At 66.5% G+C, this 16,065-nt stretch carries 13 protein-coding genes; 1 reads left to right on the forward strand and 12 read right to left on the reverse strand.

Annotated features, from left to right (window positions below):
- Window positions 1–85: 85 nt before the first annotated feature.
- The 7 genes from CLU94_RS05035 to CLU94_RS05065 form a co-directional block, all read right to left on the reverse strand.
- Entirely contained in the window at window positions 86–3,721 is a 3,636-nt protein-coding gene (locus CLU94_RS05035; protein WP_099664836.1) for an EAL domain-containing protein, read from the reverse strand.
- Window positions 3,722–4,023: 302 nt separating this feature from the next.
- Window positions 4,024–4,980, reverse strand: a complete 957-nt coding sequence (locus CLU94_RS05040; RefSeq protein WP_099664837.1) for an esterase/lipase family protein — start codon at window positions 4,978–4,980, stop codon at window positions 4,024–4,026.
- Window positions 4,977–6,611 (reverse strand): GMC family oxidoreductase, encoded by a 1,635-nt coding sequence (locus tag CLU94_RS05045; protein ID WP_099664838.1) that lies wholly within the window; start codon window positions 6,609–6,611, stop codon window positions 4,977–4,979. The genes CLU94_RS05040 and CLU94_RS05045 overlap by 4 nt, the downstream gene beginning before the upstream one ends.
- A gap of 7 nt (window positions 6,612–6,618) precedes the next feature.
- Window positions 6,619–7,146 (reverse strand): hypothetical protein, encoded by a 528-nt coding sequence (locus tag CLU94_RS05050; protein WP_099664839.1) that lies wholly within the window; start codon window positions 7,144–7,146, stop codon window positions 6,619–6,621.
- Between the two features lie 86 nt (window positions 7,147–7,232).
- Window positions 7,233–8,438, reverse strand: a complete 1,206-nt coding sequence (locus tag CLU94_RS05055; RefSeq protein ID WP_257218681.1) for an MFS transporter — start codon at window positions 8,436–8,438, stop codon at window positions 7,233–7,235.
- A gap of 90 nt (window positions 8,439–8,528) precedes the next feature.
- Window positions 8,529–9,431 (reverse strand): LysR substrate-binding domain-containing protein, encoded by a 903-nt coding sequence (locus CLU94_RS05060; RefSeq protein ID WP_099664840.1) that lies wholly within the window; start codon window positions 9,429–9,431, stop codon window positions 8,529–8,531.
- Window positions 9,428–10,192 (reverse strand): RNA methyltransferase, encoded by a 765-nt coding sequence (locus tag CLU94_RS05065; RefSeq protein ID WP_070254993.1) that lies wholly within the window; start codon window positions 10,190–10,192, stop codon window positions 9,428–9,430. Before CLU94_RS05065 ends, CLU94_RS05060 begins: the two co-directional genes overlap by 4 nt.
- Before the next feature lie 195 nt (window positions 10,193–10,387).
- On the opposite strand from CLU94_RS05065, the gene CLU94_RS05070 reads away from it, so the two are divergent.
- Window positions 10,388–11,170 carry an inositol monophosphatase family protein gene (locus CLU94_RS05070; protein WP_035826389.1) on the forward strand — a complete coding sequence of 261 codons (783 nt, stop codon included), beginning with the start codon at window positions 10,388–10,390 and terminating at the stop codon, window positions 11,168–11,170.
- A gap of 75 nt (window positions 11,171–11,245) precedes the next feature.
- On the opposite strand, the gene CLU94_RS05075 is transcribed toward CLU94_RS05070, so the two are convergent.
- From CLU94_RS05075 to CLU94_RS05095, 5 genes are all read right to left on the reverse strand, one after another.
- Window positions 11,246–12,187, reverse strand: a complete 942-nt coding sequence (locus tag CLU94_RS05075; protein ID WP_369811608.1) for a type II secretion system F family protein — start codon at window positions 12,185–12,187, stop codon at window positions 11,246–11,248.
- Between the two features lie 18 nt (window positions 12,188–12,205).
- Window positions 12,206–13,171 (reverse strand): type II secretion system F family protein, encoded by a 966-nt coding sequence (locus CLU94_RS05080; RefSeq protein ID WP_099664841.1) that lies wholly within the window; start codon window positions 13,169–13,171, stop codon window positions 12,206–12,208.
- Between the two features lie 6 nt (window positions 13,172–13,177).
- Window positions 13,178–14,524 carry a CpaF family protein gene (locus tag CLU94_RS05085; protein WP_373610644.1) on the reverse strand — a complete coding sequence of 449 codons (1,347 nt, stop codon included), beginning with the start codon at window positions 14,522–14,524 and terminating at the stop codon, window positions 13,178–13,180.
- A 63-nt stretch (window positions 14,525–14,587) separates the two neighbouring features.
- On the reverse strand, window positions 14,588–15,748 hold the full coding sequence (locus tag CLU94_RS05090) for an AAA family ATPase (protein ID WP_077401700.1): 1,161 nt from the start codon (window positions 15,746–15,748) through the stop codon (window positions 14,588–14,590).
- A 37-nt stretch (window positions 15,749–15,785) separates the two neighbouring features.
- Window positions 15,786–16,064: a pilus assembly protein gene (locus CLU94_RS05095; protein ID WP_099664842.1), complete on the reverse strand. Its 279-nt coding sequence runs from the start codon at window positions 16,062–16,064 to the stop codon at window positions 15,786–15,788.
- Between the last annotated feature and the right edge of the window lies 1 nt (window position 16,065).

Genomic DNA, 16,065 nt, shown 5'->3' on the forward strand with positions numbered 1-16,065 from the left:
TTCTAGTGAGCAAAACTAGAGACGGGAGTCTAATCCGATAGAAAGCTGCCTCGGAAGGTGCGCCAGCGCACGCAGTGGCCAGCGCCTAGGCCGCCGCCTTCACCTGGCCATGCAGCAGCTTGTGCAGGCGGAAGCCTTCGCGAATATTCTCGCGCAGCACGGCGCCTTTCCACGGTTTCGTGTAGAAGCGGTCGACGGCGCCGCGGTTGATGGCCGCCATGATGGGCGTCAGGTCGGCAAAGGCCGACAGCATGATGCGGAAAGTGTCGGGACACAGGTGCTTGACCCGCTCCATGAATTCGGTGCCGCTCATGAGCGGCATGCACTGGTCGCACAGGATCACCTGCACCTTGTGGCGCGCCAGGATGTCGAAGCCTTCGGCGGCCGTCTGCGCCGTGAGGATGCGGTAGCCGTCCTGCGCCAGGAAGTCGCTGAGCACGTCGAGCATGAAGACATCATCGTCGACGATCAGCAAAGTTTGCTGCTCTTCGCCGGCGGCATCCTCAGGCGCCTGCAGCAACTTGCCGCCCATCAACATCTGCTCGAATTCCTCGTGCGGCACGGGGCGGCTGAAATAATACCCCTGCATCTCGTCGCAGCCGTGGCGCCGCAAATAGGCCAGCTGCGCATCGTTTTCCACGCCTTCGGCGATCACTTCCAGCTTCATGCTGTGCGCCATGCTGATGATGGCCAGCACGATGGCCGCGTCGTCCGGATTGCTGGTGACTTCGCGCACGAAGGCGATGTCGATCTTCAGCTTGTCGATGGGGAAGCGCTTCAGGTAGGCCAGGCTGGAATAGCCGGTGCCGAAATCGTCGATGGAAATCTGGATGCCCAGCGCCTTCAGGTTGCGCAGCACGGCGATGGTTTCCTCGGCGTTCGACATCAGCGAGCTTTCCGTCAGCTCCAGTTCCAGCAGCTCGGGCGCGATCTCGTATTTGCGGATGGCCTTGAGCACCTCCTCTTCCAGGCCGCCGACGAAAAACTGGATGCCCGAGACGTTCACCGACAGGTGCACCGGCCCGATGCTGCTGGCGCCCCACTCGCTGATCTTCTTGCACGCTTCGTCGAGCACCCAGTTACCGACGCGCACGATGAGTCCCGTTTCTTCCAGCAGGGGGATGAACAGGGCCGGCGAAACCATGCCGTGGCCGGGACGGCGCCAGCGTATCAGCGCTTCGGCGCCGCTGATGCGCCCCGAGATGATATTCACCTTGGGCTGGAAGAACAGCACGAATTCCTCGTTGTCGATGGCGCGCCGCAGGGCGTTTTCCATGTCCAGCCGCGCCATCGACTGCGCATTCATTTCCGCCGTGAAGAAGCGGAAGGCGTCGCGGCCCGCCTCCTTGGCGCGGTACATGGCCGTGTCGGCATATTGAATCAAGGTGTCCGCATCGACGCCATCGTCGGGGTACACGGAAATGCCGATGCTGACCGTCACCGTCACTTCATGGCCCTGCAAATCGAAGGGCTTGCGCATCGCCTCGCGCACCTTGTGGACCACGCCCACGGCATGCTGGGCGCCGTCGGGCAGCACCAGGATGGTGGCAAATTCGTCGCCGCCAAAGCGGCCGATGGTATCGCGCACGCGCAGGCAATCGACGAGGCGGCTGGAAAACTGGCGCAACAGGTCGTCGCCGATGGTGTGGCCCAGGGTGTCGTTGATATTCTTGAAGCGGTCGATATCCATGAACAGCACGGCCACGGCCCACTGGTGTTCGGCAGCCTGGGCCAGGGAATGGGTCAGCGAGACGTAGAACTGGCTGCGGTTCGGCAAACCCGTCAAGGTGTCGAAATGGGCCAGCTTCATCAGGCGCTGCTCGGCATCCTTGCGCTCGGTGATGTCGCGCGCCACGGCCACCAGGATCCAGCTCTGCCCCGAACGCAGGGTGCGCCGCTGCACTTCCACCGACAGCGGCGAGCCGTCCTTGCGCTGCAACTGCAATTCCGTCATCGGCCCGCCCTGGTCGCCGGCCAGCAGCTTGTTGTACAGCTCTTCCAGCTGGGATTCGCCCTCGTGCGCGCGGCCAGGCCCCACGCGCAGGAAATCCTCGCGCTCGAAACCGAGCATGCGGCAAGCCGTCTGGTTGACGTCGACGAAGCACATGCCGGCGCGGTCGACGAGGAAAATCGCGTCGGCCGTGGCGTCCATCGCCAGGCGGAAGCGGCGCAAGTCTTCATCGAGGCGGATGCGCGCCGCCATGTCCAGGGTCAGCTGCTCGTGATGGCGCTTGATCTCGTCGTACAGCAGCAGGTTGTCGTAGGCGACGGCGATCTGCGCCGCCACCGTGGCGGCGACCCGCTCGTCGACTTCGGAAAACTCAGTCGCCCCCAGCTTGTCGACCAGGTACAGCCAGCCGTGGCTGCGTTCACGCGAGGCGATGGCCACGCCCAGGAAGGAGTGCACGGGCGGGTGCGTGTCGGGCAGGCCCAGCGCGCCGGGGTCGCCCTTCAAGCCATTGACCCGGTAGGGCTGGCGCTGCTCCAGCAAGCGGTTCAGGATGCCCGTGCGCGGCGCGCTGGCGATGCGCTCGAGGTTTTTCTCGGCGCCGCACGAAGAAAAATAGCTGAGCTTTTCGGCGCCCTCTTCCAGCACGCCGATGCAGGCGTACTTCGAAACGCAGATATTCTGCGCCACCTTGCAGCCCGCCTCGATCAGGGCGCGCGGATCGCGTTCGGCGCCCAGTTCGATGCCCAGCTCGATCAAGGCCGTCAGGCGCAGGCTGACCGCCTGCAGGCTCGACAGCGAACGCGACAGGCGCTCCGTCATGACGCCCAGGTCTTCGGGGATGGCGGCCTGGCCCTCGCGCTGGCTGGCCAGCTGCGAAATCTGCTGGCTGCTCGATTCGAGTTCATCGAGATAGCCGCTGACCTGGTGCTCGATGCCGGCCAGCTTGCCCGAGGCGGGAAGCGCCGCGCCGCCGGCGCCCGGCGCCCCCTGCACCTGTGCCGCCGCCGGCATCAGCCCCAGCGCCTCGTTGACGGTGCGCACGATGACCTCGGGGTCGGACGGCTTGGGCAGCACCCAGCGCACGCCGCAGGCCTGCGCCAGCAGGATCGCTTCCTGCTCGCGGTAGGTGGCCGTATAGAAGATGATGGGCACGTCGGTCAGCGCGGGATCGGCATGCACGCGCGTGACGAATTCGTAGCCGTCCATGTTCGGCATGAGGATGTCGGAAATGATCAGGTCCGGCCGCTCGGTGCGCAGGATTTCCAGCGCGTCGGCGCCATTCGCCGCTTCCAGCAGGCGGTGGCCGCCGTAACCCAGCAGCGCGGTCAGGAATTCGCGGTTCAGCACATGATCATCGACGATCAGGATGGTGGCTATGTCGTTTTTAACTGGCGTCGACGGCGCCCCGGGTAAAAAAGACTCCAGCTCCGCAACGAAAAGGTCGGGCTCGATCGGCTTGCCGATGTAGCCATTGAAACCCGCCTCGAGCAGGCGTTCGCGGTCGCCCACCATGGCCAGCGCCGTCACGGCCAGGGCCGGGATCGCGCGCAGCCGCGGGTCTTTCTTCAGCTCCGCCACCACGCCGTAGCCATCGAGCTTGGGCAAATGCACGTCGCAAATGATCAAGTCCGGCAATTCGCTGCGCGCCATGCGCACGCCCTCTTCGCCGTCATAGGCTGCCAGCGGCGTGTACCCGAAGGCGCGCAGCAAATACACCATCAATTCCATATTGGTGGCGTTATCTTCAATAATCAGGATACGTGCGGACAATTAGCGCCCCCAATAAAAACTGCATGGACTCATTTTCCGCCTGCGTTCAACTTTCCGCATGCGCGGCTAACATAACAATCCTATAACATCTTGCCATACATCCAGAAAAATATCTGTGCGCAGGATACCTGCAGAGCTTCGCAAGCGGCCTCGGGAACAAATTTCCGCCAGCCGTCTTCTGACGTTAGCTTAATACAGTACGCCAGTGGAAAACAGCATTTTCTGCCCGTGACGCTGTTAAACACGGGCAACAGCAGAGTCAAAAGAGACAGTCTTGCCATGCAGATAAAACACAACAGGATTCAGGCAAAACGGGGGGAAGATGGGGGTTGGGCGACTTCGGTCTTGATAGTGATTTCCGCCAACAGCTGACGCAGCACGCGCGCATCGCTGGCCAGCGCCACGTGGCCGATGCCGCCGAAGGCAAGATTGCGCGCGCCGGGCAAATGCGCGGAAGATTGCGGCGCGACAATATTATCGTGGTGCGAGTAAATCGAGGTGATCAGGGCGCGCGTCTCCGGCGTCTCGCTGGCGGCCAGCTGCGCCAGCCAGCCGCTGGGCGCGCCATGGATACGGCTCATCTGGCGCGCATTGGCGCCCGCCGCCACATTGGCCAGCGCCGTGCCGTGGTGCGGCGTGCCGATGGTGACGATGCGCGCCACGCGGGCCGCGCCGTAATGGCGCAGCCAGGCGCGCGCCACCAGGCCGCCCATGCTGTGGGCGACGATGATGGCGCGGTCGCTGCCCGTGCGGGCGCACAGCGCCGCGATGGCTTGCTCGACCTGCGGCACGAACTCCTCGATATCGGCGCCTATCGGTTCCAGGTCGACGCCGTCGTGCGCGATGCCGGCCCGCGCCAGCTGCCGGCTCAGCTGCGCCCAGTAGCCGCGGTTGCACACATAGCCGTGGATCAGCAGCACGGGCAAGCCCTGGCCAGCGACGGTGTCGGCTGCATGCAGGCGCGGACGCAGCATGCCCCACGACGAGGTCCACAGCGTGGCGCGCAACTCGCCCAGGAACAGGCGCGCGGCGCCCCGCATACCCAACTGATGCTCCGGCGGCACGGGGCTGCCAAGATGCCGGCTCTGCCGGAAATTGCGCGCCACGACCAGCGCGCGCACGGCCAGCAGCATGGCGCCCGCCAGCAGCAGGGCCATGGCGGGCGAGGCGACGCCCCAGGCATGCATGGCCAGGTACGCCACCGCCAGCACGGCCAGCACTTGCAGCAGCATCAGCCACCTGAGGATGCGCGCGATCATGCCGTGCCTGCAACGGGAACGGGCGCCGGCTTGCCCGTCAGTTCCCGCGCCAGGCCGCTGGCCAGGCGCGCGGCCAGCGCATACAGCGTCAGTTGCGGATTGGCGCCTATCGAGGTGGGGAACACCGAGCCGTCGTGCACGGACAGGTTGCGCACGCCGTGGTAGCGGCCGTCGGCGCCCGTCACGCCCAGGCGCGCATCGTCCGACATGGCGCAGCCGCCCATCACGTGGGCCGATACCACGCGCGCCAGCAGCGCCTTCATCGGCAAATCGCCGATGGCCTGTTTCGCCTGCGTCCAGCTGGTGTAATGGCTGGCCAGCTCGTGCACGGGATACACGCTCCGCGCGCCGGCCGCGAACTGGATTTCCGCCATCGACAGCAGCGCGCGCCGCACGCCGTCCCAGATGAAGGGCGTGAGCGGATAGTCGAGCACGGGCGCGCCGAAGCTGTCGATCGATACGCTGCCGCCCGCCGCTTCATGGTGAAAGCCGTCGCGCAGCAGCGCCAGCAAGGCGTGCGCATGGGGGAAGTCGCGCATGGTGCGCGCATGCTCGTCGCCGAAGCCGCCCATGGTGGTGGCCATCAGCAGCGGATGCAGGGGCGGCGCTTCGAGCTTGTAGCCGATGGGGCCATCGATGGGCGCCGTGTGCAGGAAATGGTCGGAATAAATCGTCTGCGGCGCGCCCGCATAGGCGTCGACGCGCTGCTTGAACAAGCCCGCCGAAATCACCGTCGGATGCAAGAAGGTGCGCCGACCCAGCAAGCCGTGCGGATCGGGCGCCTGCGAACGCAGCAGCAGCGCGGGCGAGTTGATGGCGCCGCCGGCCAGCACGAAGTGCCTGGCGCGCAGCGTCAGGCGCACGCCCGTGGACGCCTGCCCGGCAGCATCGAGCGCCGTCACCTGCAGGCTGTCGATGCGCTCGCCCTTGAAGCTGAAGCGTTCCGCGCGCGCATGCACGAGCAGGCCCGCGCCCAGCGCCAGCGCCGAGGGGATCGTCGTCACCAGCATCGATTGCTTGGCGTTGGTCGGGCAACCCATGCCGCAGTAGCCGAGGTTCCAGCAGCCGTTCACGTTGCGCCGGATGGCGGCCGTGGGGATGCCCAGCGCCGTGGCGCCACGCCGCAATAAGTCGTTGTTTTCATTCGGCGGCGCGGCCCAGTCGCTCACGTGCAGGCGTTTTTCCATCATGGCGAACCACGGCGCCATGGCGTCCACGGAATAGCCGGACAAGCCAAAATGCTTGCGCCAGTAATCGAGGGTGCCGGGCGGCGTGCGGAAGCTCGACGTCCAGTTGACGGTGGTCGAACCGCCGACGGTGCGCCCCTGCAAAATGTTGATGGCCTTGTCGCGCGTCTTGCGCGCGGCCGATTCCTGGTACAGCGCGGGATAGGCGTCCGCTTCGCGCATCTTGAAGTCGCGCGAGGACTTCAAGCCGCCCTCTTCGACGATCAAGACCTTCAGGCCGGCCAGCGCAAGGATTTCCGCCGTCACGCCGCCGCCAGCGCCGCTGCCGATGACGACGACATCCGCCTCCAGGGTGCGGTCGGCATTCAGGGTGCTGGCGTCGGTGACGTTCCAGCCGCTAGCCACGCCGATGGCGATGGGGTCGGGAATGGGGGATGTGCTCATGGATGCCTTATGCGCTCAGTTCGGGCAGCGGTCCCGGATAGCCGATGGCGGCCCAGTGGGCGGCATCGGCATACCAGGCGCCGAGGATCAGGTCGTGCAGGGCCAGGTAGGCCGCCTGCAAGGTGGCCAGGCGGTGCGTGCGCCACGCCTGCAGGAAGGCGGCCACCTGGGCGGGGTCGGCTTCGCGCCAGCCATCTTTGACGCCGGCGACGAAGCGCCGCGCGGGCGCCAGCGCCAGCAAACCGAACAAATCCTGCACTTCCTGCTGCGCCGCCAGCGGCAAGCCGCGGATGGCCGTGTCGACGCCGGCGATGGCGCCATCGAGCGCCGCGGCCCGCGCGGGGGCTTCCCGCGGCAGCGCGCTGCCCAGCATGGCCGGCACGATGGCGGCCAGCGCCGCGCGCGCCGCGCCATCGAGCACGAAGCGACCAGGGGGCGCCGGTCCGCGCACCAGCCGGTACGCGGCGCCGCCGGCGGCCAGCGCGCAGGCGCCGAGCACACCCAGTTTCAGAAACGATCTGCGTCGCATCAGCATGTCTCCATTGCCATGTCTCCCCTTGTTTTATACCGCCTTTTGCAAGCCAGTGTACGCCAAAGGCAGTGGGCGTTTGAACGCAAAAACTAGAGCGGAGAGTCTAGTTTTTGCGACTGAAACCACAGCAGCAGCATGGCCAGCAGCGCCGCCAGCGCGCCGCCGATGGCGATGCTGGGCAAGCCGCAGGCGACGATCAGCGCGCCGCCCAGTGCGCCGCCAAGCGCCGTGCCCCCATTGAAGGCGGCGATATTCAGGCCCGCCGCCACGGCGTCGCTGCCCGGGCAATGCCGCCGCGCCAGGCGCAGCAAACCCATGGTCGACAGGGTGACGAGGGCAAAGAACAGCAAGCCCAAAGTGCCGCACAGGGCCAGCATGGCCAGGGGATGGGCGCGCAGCAGATAAAAGGCCAGCAGATTGAGCGCCAGCGCGGCCAGGGCCAGCATGGTGGCGCGCAGCGCGTGGGGGCGGTCCGCGCACCAGCCGCCCAGCAGGTTGCCGCCGATGGCGCACGCGCCAAAGCACAGCATGGCGGCGCCCAGCCAGCCCGCATCGAGTCCGCCCAGCTGCAGCAGGAAGGGCGAGACATACGTGAAAAAGCTGAAGGTGGCTACGCTGACCAGCGCCGCCACGCCGGCCGCCAGCAGCAGGGGCGGTTGCAGGATGGCGCGCAGGCTGGCCAGGGCCGATGCGGTGGCGGCCTGCTCACGCGCGGCCGGCATGGCCAGGCGCAAGCCCACGCCGCCGCACAGGGCCAGCACGCCGATCACCGCAAATACCCAGCGCCACGACGCGACGGCGCCCAGCCACGTCCCCAGCGGCACGCCGCCCGCCAGCGCCAGGGTCAGGCCCAGCCAGACGATGGACAGCGCCCGGCCCGCGCGCGACGGGTCGACCAGGCTGGTGGCCGCATGCGAGGCGACGGCCATGAACACGCCATGCGCGAGGCCGACGGCAAAGCGCACACCCAGCAGCGCGCCCAGCGCCGGCGCGGCCGCCATGGCCACGCTGCCGGCCGCCAGCACGAGCATGGTGGCCACCAGCACCTGGCGCACGGGCCGGCGCGCCAGCAAGGCCGTCAGCACGGGCGCGCCGATGGCCGCCCCCAGCGCATATGCGGCGATGGCGCCGCCGGCCGCCGCCACGCTGGCGTGCAGGTCGCGCGCCATGGGCGTCAACAGGCCGGCGGCGATGAATTCGCACAAGCCGAAGGCGAAGCTGCACAGGGAAAGCAGATAGATGGAGAATGGCAGCGCGGCGGACGGCAGCGCAGTGCGCGAGGACATGGTGGACATGGCAGTTCCTGACAATCAAAACGCCATGCTGGCCCCGCGATGACCATCTGTAAAATATCTTATTTATCTTGAAACGAGACGTTCAAAGTCTCAATGCGGGGAAAAGTGCCGCAATTGCGCCAGCAGCCGCTCGCGCACGGGGGACGTGCGCCGCGGGTCCCACGCCATGTACAGGTCGAGCTGGCGCAGCGGCGCGGGCGCGCTGCTTGCCAGCGGCAGCATGACGACGCCCGCCGGCATGGACGCCGCCAGGCTGGCCGGCAGCAGGGCCGCACCAAAACCGGCCGCCACCAATCCCAGCACCGTCTGCAAGCGGCGCGCCTGCTGCGCCACCTGCGGCACGAAGCCCGCGTGCAGGCACAGGCTGGCCAGCTGGTCGTGGAAACCCTGGCCCAGTTCGCGCGGCGAGGCGACGAAATCGTCACCGGCCAGATCCGCCAAGTCCACCCGCGCCTGGCCCGCGCAGCGGTGGTTCAACGGCAGCGCAACAACGATGTCTTCGCCGGACAGGCGCTCGAAGCGCAGGCCCGGCGTGCTGCGCCCCGGCGCGCGCAGCAGGGCGACATCGACCTCGCCTTTTTCCAGCCACTCGACCTGCTGCTGCGTCGACGCTTCGCGCAAGGTGAATTGCACGGCGGGCGAGGCGGCGCGGAAGGCGCGCAAGGCCGTCAATACGTGGGCATACGGGGTGATGTGGATGAAACTGAGGCGCACGTGGCCCTCGATGCCCTGCGCCACGCGGCGCGTGGCCGCCACGCCCTCTTCCAGGCTGGCCAGCACCTGGCGGGCGGTGGCCAGGAAAGCCGTGCCGGCCGGCGTCAGGCTGACCTTGCGGTTGGTGCGCTCGAATACGGGATAGCCGAGCGCTTCTTCCAGCCGCAATATCGCCTGCGACAACGGCGGCTGCGCCATGTGCAGCCGTTCGGCCGCGCGGCGGAAATTGAGTTCCTCGGCGACGGCGATGAACTGGCGCAGCAGCCGGGTTTCTATCATGGGCCTTTTTTCGCCACCGCCAGGATATGCCGGGCGATGCCGCGCAGGATATTGACTTCTTCCGTTTCCAGCCCCGTGCGCGAAAACAGGCGTTTCAGCCGTGGCATGAGCTTTTTCGGGTTGTCGGCGTCGAGAAAATCGATGGCCACCAGCGCCTGTTCCAAGTGCGCATACATGCCGTCGACCTGCGCCAGGCTGGCCGCGTCGCCGTGAAAGCCGACGGGACTGGCGATTTGCCCGTCGCCGAGGGCCGCCACGCGGCATTCGTAGGCGACGACCTGCGCCGCCTGCGACAGGTTCAGCGAGGAATACTCGGGATTGGCGGGGATGTTGATCAGCACATTGCACTGCTCGACGATCTCGTTGGGCAAGCCGAAGCGCTCGTTGCCGAAGATGACGGCCGCGTGCAAGTCCTCGCTGGCCGCCAGCTGCGCGGCGATGGCGCGCGGCGCCGTGACGGGCGGCGAAAATTCGCGCAGCCGGGCCGAGACGGCCGCCGCGTAATTGCAGCCTTCGAGCGCCTCGGCGATGGAGCCGACGATGCGCGCGCCGGACAGGATATCCTGCGCGCCGCTGGCGAAAGCCACCGCTTCCGCGTCCGTCAAGGCGTCGGGAAAGCGGGGGTTGACCAGCACCAGATCGGAAAAACCCATCGTTTTCATGGCCCGCGCGACGGCGCCAATGTTGCCGGATCGACTAGTTTCGACAAGAATAAATCGCAGGCGTTTGAAAAGAGACGTGTTGATTTCGGGCAGATTCATTTAAAATAGCGCTATTGCGCGGTATCGATACAGGAAATTTCGGGAAACGGAGTCACAAAACGCTGACTCCAGGCCGGGATTTTAACCACTTCGGCACCGCTCCGCTCTTTAATTCATTCTTGCACTCTATCGTACCGGCGCCGAAAGGCGACGCTGGGCGGTCGCGTGCTTTTAACGGAAGCTCACATGCACCCAATGCTCAACACGGCGATCAAAGCCGCCCGCCGCGGCGCCGCCGTCATCAATCGCGCCTCTTTTGACCTCGACCGCGTCGTCGTCACGGAAAAACAACATAACGATTTCGTCACCGACGTCGACCAGGCGGCCGAACAAGCCATCATCGAGGTGCTGTCCAAAGCCTACCCGGACCACGCGTTCCTGGCTGAGGAATCGGGAGCTTCCGCCAACTCGCACGACGAGAATGAATATCAGTGGATCATCGACCCGATCGATGGCACCACCAACTTCATCCACGGCTTCCCGCAATACTGCATCTCGATCGCCCTCGCGCATCGCGGCGTCGTCACGCAAGCCGTCATCTACGATCCGGTACGCAACGACCTGTTCACGGCCACCAAGGGCGCCGGCGCCTACCTGAACGAAAAACGCATCCGCGTCACCAAGCTGGACCGCATCTCGAACGCCCTGCTGGGCACCGGCTACGTGGCCGGCAGCGCCCGCGCGCTGGACGAATACCTGAAGATGTACGCGATCATGGGCGAACGCAGCCAGGGCGTGCGCCGCGCCGGCTCGGCCGCGCTGGACCTGGCCTACGTCGCTTGCGGCCGCCTGGACGGCTTCTACGAAAAAGGCTTGAAGCCTTGGGATATCGCCGCCGGCGCCCTGATGATCACGGAATCGGGCGGCATCGTCGGTGAATTTTCCGGCGAATCGGACTACCTGTACAAGGGCGACGTCATCGCCGCCAGCCCGAAGATCTTTGGCCAGATGATCACCCTGCTGACGCCATTCGCCTGATTGCCGGGCGCGCGCTGATGTAACAAAAGCTGCCGGAGGCGACTCCGGCAGCTTTTTTTTCGCCCCGGCCAGCCCTCAGCTGCCCCGCATGGCCGGCAGCAGCACGCGGTAAATCTGCAGGAACGCCGGCCCCATCAGTACGACCATCAGCGAGGGGAAGATGAAAAAGATCAACGGAAACAGCAGCTTGAGGGCGATCCTGGCCGCCGTTTCCTCGGCCCGCTGGCGCCGCTTGGTGCGCAGCTGGTCGGATTGCACGCGCAGCGACGCGGCGATGCTCGTGCCGAAGCGCTCGGCCTGGATCAGCAGGGTCACCAGCGCATCCACATCCTCCACTCCCGTGCGCAGGGCCAGGTTGCGCAAGGCCTTGTCCTTGGCGCTGCCGGCGCGCAATTCCAAGGTCACCAGTTGCAGCTCTTCGGCCAGGACCGCGCTTTTCAGGCCGATTTCCTGCGCCACGCGCGCCAGCGCCGCATCCATCGCCAGCCCCGCTTCGACACACACCGTCATCAGGTCCAGCGCATCTGGAAAGGTTTCGAACACTTCGCGCTGACGCTGTTTCAGGCAGTGCGACAGCCAGGCATTGGGCAGGTAGTAACCGAGGGCGGCCGCCGCGACCAGCCACAACAACATATTGTGCCCGCCCTGGCGCAGCAGAAAATACGCCAGCAGCGGCAAGCCCACGAACAAGCCTGTCTTGGCCGCGTAAAACAGCGCAGGTGCGGCCTGGCTGCGCCAGCCGGCATGGACGAAACGGCTGCGGATGGGCGAACTTTCCCAGCCCTCGTCCGGCAGCGACAGCCTGGCCAGCGGGCGCGTCAGGCTGACGGCGTGCGCCAGCCAGCGCCGCCTCGCATGGCGCCCGCTGTCGCCGCCGGCGCCCGCATCGCCCAGCGCCTGCAGCCGCTCCTGCACGGCACTGCCCGTGCACAGGCGCAACACCAGCAAGGCCAGCGCGAAAACAATCAGGAACAGCAGGCCCAGCAAGGCCAGCTGCGCCGTACTCATCGTGCTCATCGTGTCTGTTCTTTCATCTTACACCCGGATATTGATAATTCTTCTGATGCAGATCACGCCCAGCATCAGCAAGCCCAGCGATACTCCAACCATCTTGCGCCCGCCCCCATCCGTGTACAGCACGGCAATAAACTGCGGATTCATCAAATGCATCATCAGCGCCGCGCCGAACGGCAGCAAACCCAGGACCCAGGCCGACATGCGCCCTTCGGCCGACAGCACGCGCACCTGGCCCAGCAATTTCAGGCGGTCGCGGATGATGGCGCTGATGCTGCTCAGCAATTCAGTCAGGTTGCCGCCCGTTTCGCGCTGGATCAGCACGGCGATGACGAAATAGCGCAAGTCCGTGCTGGGCACGCGCGCAGCCAGGTTGCCCAGCGCATCGGCCATCGCGACGCCGAAACTGACTTCATCGAACACGGCGCGGAACTCGTCGGCCAGCGGCCCCGTCATTTCCTCGCCCACCATTTTCAACGCGGTGGGAAAGGCATGGCCGACGCGCATGGCGCGGCTCATCAGGTCGAGCGCGTCCGGCAATTGCTGCTCGATGCGCACCAGCCGCTTGCTCCTGGCGCGGCGCACCAGCAGATACGGCAGCGCGGCGCCGCCCGCGGCCAGGCCCAGGCGCACATACCATGGCAGCGGCAGCGCGCCGGCCAGCAGCAGGCCGGCCGTCCCGCCCAGCAGGCAATAGCCCAGAAAAGTGGCCACGAACCAGCGCATGCCCGCCTGCAGCAGCAGCTGGTCGAGGCGCCGCGCGCCGGGCAAGCCTTCCAGCACGCCGTGCAGCAAGGGATGTGCGCTCAGCGGGCGCTGCTTGGTGATCGACAGCGCCTGTTCGCCATCGCTGGCCGTGTACATGGCTTGCAGGCGCCGCGCCACCCGCGCCGCGCCCGCTCCCCGCGCCGCTTGCCACGCCAGCCAGGCGCCAGCCACCAGCAGCACGGCCAGGAAAAGGAACAGATAGACAAGGTAGGAAAGCATGGCCGGTCAGCGCCCCGCCGCGGTGGGTTCGAACAGGGCGGCGGACACGCCGATGCCAAAGCTGTTCAGGCGCTCGAGGAAGCGCGGGCGGATGCCGCTGGCCGAGAAATGCCCGACCACCGCGCCGCCCTCGGCCACGCCCGTCTGCCGGAAACTGAAGATTTCCTGCATCGTGATGATTTCCCCTTCCATGCCCGTGATTTCCTGGATCGACGTGACCTTGCGCTTGCCGTCGATCAGGCGCGACACTTGCACCACCACCGACACGGCCGAGCTGATCTGCTGCCGGATGGCCTTGCTGGGCAGGTTGGCCGCCGCCATGCTGATCATGTTTTCCAGCCGCGTGATGGCGTCGCGCGGCGTATTGGCGTGGATGGTGGCCATCGAGCCTTCGTGGCCCGTGTTCATCGCGCCCAGCATGTCGAGCGCCTCGGCGCCGCGCACTTCGCCCAGGATGATGCGGTCCGGGCGCATGCGCAGCGCGTTGCGCACCAGCGCGCGCTGGCTCACCTCCCCCTTGCCTTCGATATTCGCGGGCCGCGTTTCCAGGCGCACCACGTGCGGCTGCTGCAATTGCAGCTCGGCCGCGTCTTCCACCGTGACGATACGCTCCGTCTGGCCGATAAAGCCGGAAATCACGTTGAGCATGGTGGTCTTGCCGCTGCCCGTGCCGCCGGAAATGAGGATATTCATCTTCGCCTTGCCCAGGCCCTGCAGCACCTCGGCCATCTCGGCCGTCATGCTGTGATAGGCGACCAGGTCGGCCAGGCGCAGCGGATCGACGGAAAACCGCCGGATCGACATCACGGGGCCGTCGATGGCCAGCGGCGGGATGATGGCGTTGACGCGCGAACCGTCGGGCAGGCGCGCATCGACCATGGGGCTCGATTCGTCGATGCGGCGGCCCACGCGCGAGACGATCTTGTCGATGATCTTCATCAGATGGGCGTCGTCGTCGAAGCAGACGTCGGTCAGCTCCAGGCGCCCGCCCCGCTCCACATACACCTGCTTGTGGCCATTGACCAGGATGTCCGACACGCTGGCATCGGCGAGCAGCGTTTCGAGCGGCCCGAAGCCCAGCATCTCGTGCTGGATGTCGCGCGTCAGGCTACGGCGCTCGGCGTCGTTGATGACCACCGCCTCTTCGTCCAGCAGGCGCTCGACCAGGCCGCGCAATTCTTCGCGGATGCGCTCCTGCGACAGGCGCTGCATGCTTTCCAGGTCGACCCGTTCGAGCAGCAGCCCATGGATGCGCAGCTTGAGGTCGCGGTAGCCGTGGTTGTCGATGACGGCCATGCGTTGCGGCGCGAGCGCGGCGATCTTGGCGCTGCCGAGCCGTTCGCGGATGGACAAGGCGGCGATGGGGGAAGTGGCCATGAAGTGCTCCTGTTCTGGGATGGGGATCAAGCGCGTGGATCAGGCGCGCCGCAGGACACGGCCGAGCCAGCCCTGGCGCGCCGTGCTGGCCGCGCCGCCGGCCAGGCTGGCGGCGAACTCCTGCAGCGAGCGGGTGATCGGGCTGGCCTTGTCGAGCTGCAGGATAGGCACGCCCTGGTTGACCGAGGCGGCGGCCGAGGCGTAGTGATTCGGCACGGTGCGGTAGACCGCCGTGCCGTACGCCGCTTCCAGGTCGCGCAGGCGGATTTCGCCGCCCTTGTCGTGGCGGTTGACGATGATATGCACCTTGTCCTTCGCGTATTCGAGCGAGCGGAACATGCCCAGCAGGCGCTTGCCGTCGCGGATGTACGGCAAGGTCGCCTGCAGGACGGGGAAGATCATGTCGGCGTGGTCCAGCGCGCGCACGCTGACGGCGTCGAGGTTGCGGCCCACGTCGAGCACGATGAAATCGTACTGGCGCCTGGCTTGCCGGATGACGGCGTCGATGTGCTCGGGCGCCACTTCGCTGGCGTGCGCCGGATCCTCGGGCGCGGCCAGCACGCTGTAGTTGGGCAGGATGTGCAGCATGCTCGATGCCAGGAACGAGGCGTCGAGCCGGTGGATGTCGCGCGTGACGTCGGACAGCGTGGCCAGCGGCTTGTTCTCGGACACGAAGAGCGAAGCGTCGCCAAAATGCAGGTTCATGTCGATCAGGGCAACGCGCTGCTGGCCGCCGGCGGCCAGCGCATAACCGAGATTGCTGGCGATGAAGGTGGCGCCGCTGCCGCCCTTGCAGGAGATGAAGGCCAGCACCTTGCCGTTGCCATGCTCGCGCCGCTCCAGCTTTTCCTCGATGCGTTCGAGCGCCGCATACAGGCTGGCCGGCGCGGCGGGAAACGGCAGCACGTCGCGCACGCCCGCGCGCATGGCCTGCAGCAGGAATTCAGGCGCCTGCTGGTGGCACAGCACGATGAAGGCCATGCGCGGATGCTGGTTGCTGAGGCGTTCGATGGCGGCCAGGTCGGCGCCGTCGTTCGACGGGCGGTCGAAGATCAGCACGTCGGGCAGCGATTGCGCCGCCTGCAGCGGTTCCAGCGTTTCGCCGCCCGCGTTGATCTCGTCGAGCCGGTTGCGGCTGCGCAGCAGCCGCCCCAGTTCGGACAGCGTTTTTTGATCCGTGGAATGGATGGCGATTTTCACGATATGCCTTGCGGGTTCTGTGGTAACGGTGCCAGCTTCACTGGCGCGCCCCGACGCCGATGGTGAAGGCGGCCCCTTGCGGCGCGGGCGCGGCAAAGCTTTTCTGGTACGCCGCGTAGGCGGCCTGGGCGGCCTTGCCGTCCATGCCGGCCACGGGATCGCGGTTCGCGCCCGCCTGCGGCGACAGCACTTGCCGCAGGCGCAGCTGCTCGACGCTGTGGCCGAACTGGCGGTCCAGGTTCGGCGTGGCGGCGCAGCCGCTGGCAGCCAGGGCGGCCAGCAGCACAGATAGGAAAAGGGAAAGGGAATGCTGCATG

It is taken from the genome of Janthinobacterium sp. 13 (genome assembly GCF_002749695.1).
Classification (GTDB): domain Bacteria; phylum Pseudomonadota; class Gammaproteobacteria; order Burkholderiales; family Burkholderiaceae_D; genus Janthinobacterium; species Janthinobacterium kumbetense.

Bases quoted from the DNA above. Each gene is read 5' to 3' on its own strand.
- CLU94_RS05065 (WP_070254993.1), bottom strand. From the start codon at position 10,192: ATGAATCTGCCCGAAATCAACACGTCTCTTTTCAAACGCCTGCGATTT.
- CLU94_RS05040 (WP_099664837.1), bottom strand. From the start codon at position 4,980: ATGATCGCGCGCATCCTCAGGTGGCTGATGCTGCTGCAAGTGCTGGCC.
- CLU94_RS05050 (WP_099664839.1), bottom strand. From the start codon at position 7,146: ATGCTGATGCGACGCAGATCGTTTCTGAAACTGGGTGTGCTCGGCGCC.
- CLU94_RS05055 (WP_257218681.1), bottom strand. From the start codon at position 8,438: ATGTCCACCATGTCCTCGCGCACTGCGCTGCCGTCCGCCGCGCTGCCA.
- CLU94_RS05095 (WP_099664842.1), bottom strand. From the start codon at position 16,064: ATGCAGCATTCCCTTTCCCTTTTCCTATCTGTGCTGCTGGCCGCCCTG.
- CLU94_RS05080 (WP_099664841.1), bottom strand. From the start codon at position 13,171: ATGCTTTCCTACCTTGTCTATCTGTTCCTTTTCCTGGCCGTGCTGCTG.
- CLU94_RS05060 (WP_099664840.1), bottom strand. From the start codon at position 9,431: ATGATAGAAACCCGGCTGCTGCGCCAGTTCATCGCCGTCGCCGAGGAA.
- CLU94_RS05045 (WP_099664838.1), bottom strand. From the start codon at position 6,611: ATGAGCACATCCCCCATTCCCGACCCCATCGCCATCGGCGTGGCTAGC.
- CLU94_RS05075 (WP_369811608.1), bottom strand. From the start codon at position 12,187: ATGAGCACGATGAGTACGGCGCAGCTGGCCTTGCTGGGCCTGCTGTTC.
- CLU94_RS05070 (WP_035826389.1), top strand. From the start codon at position 10,388: ATGCTCAACACGGCGATCAAAGCCGCCCGCCGCGGCGCCGCCGTCATC.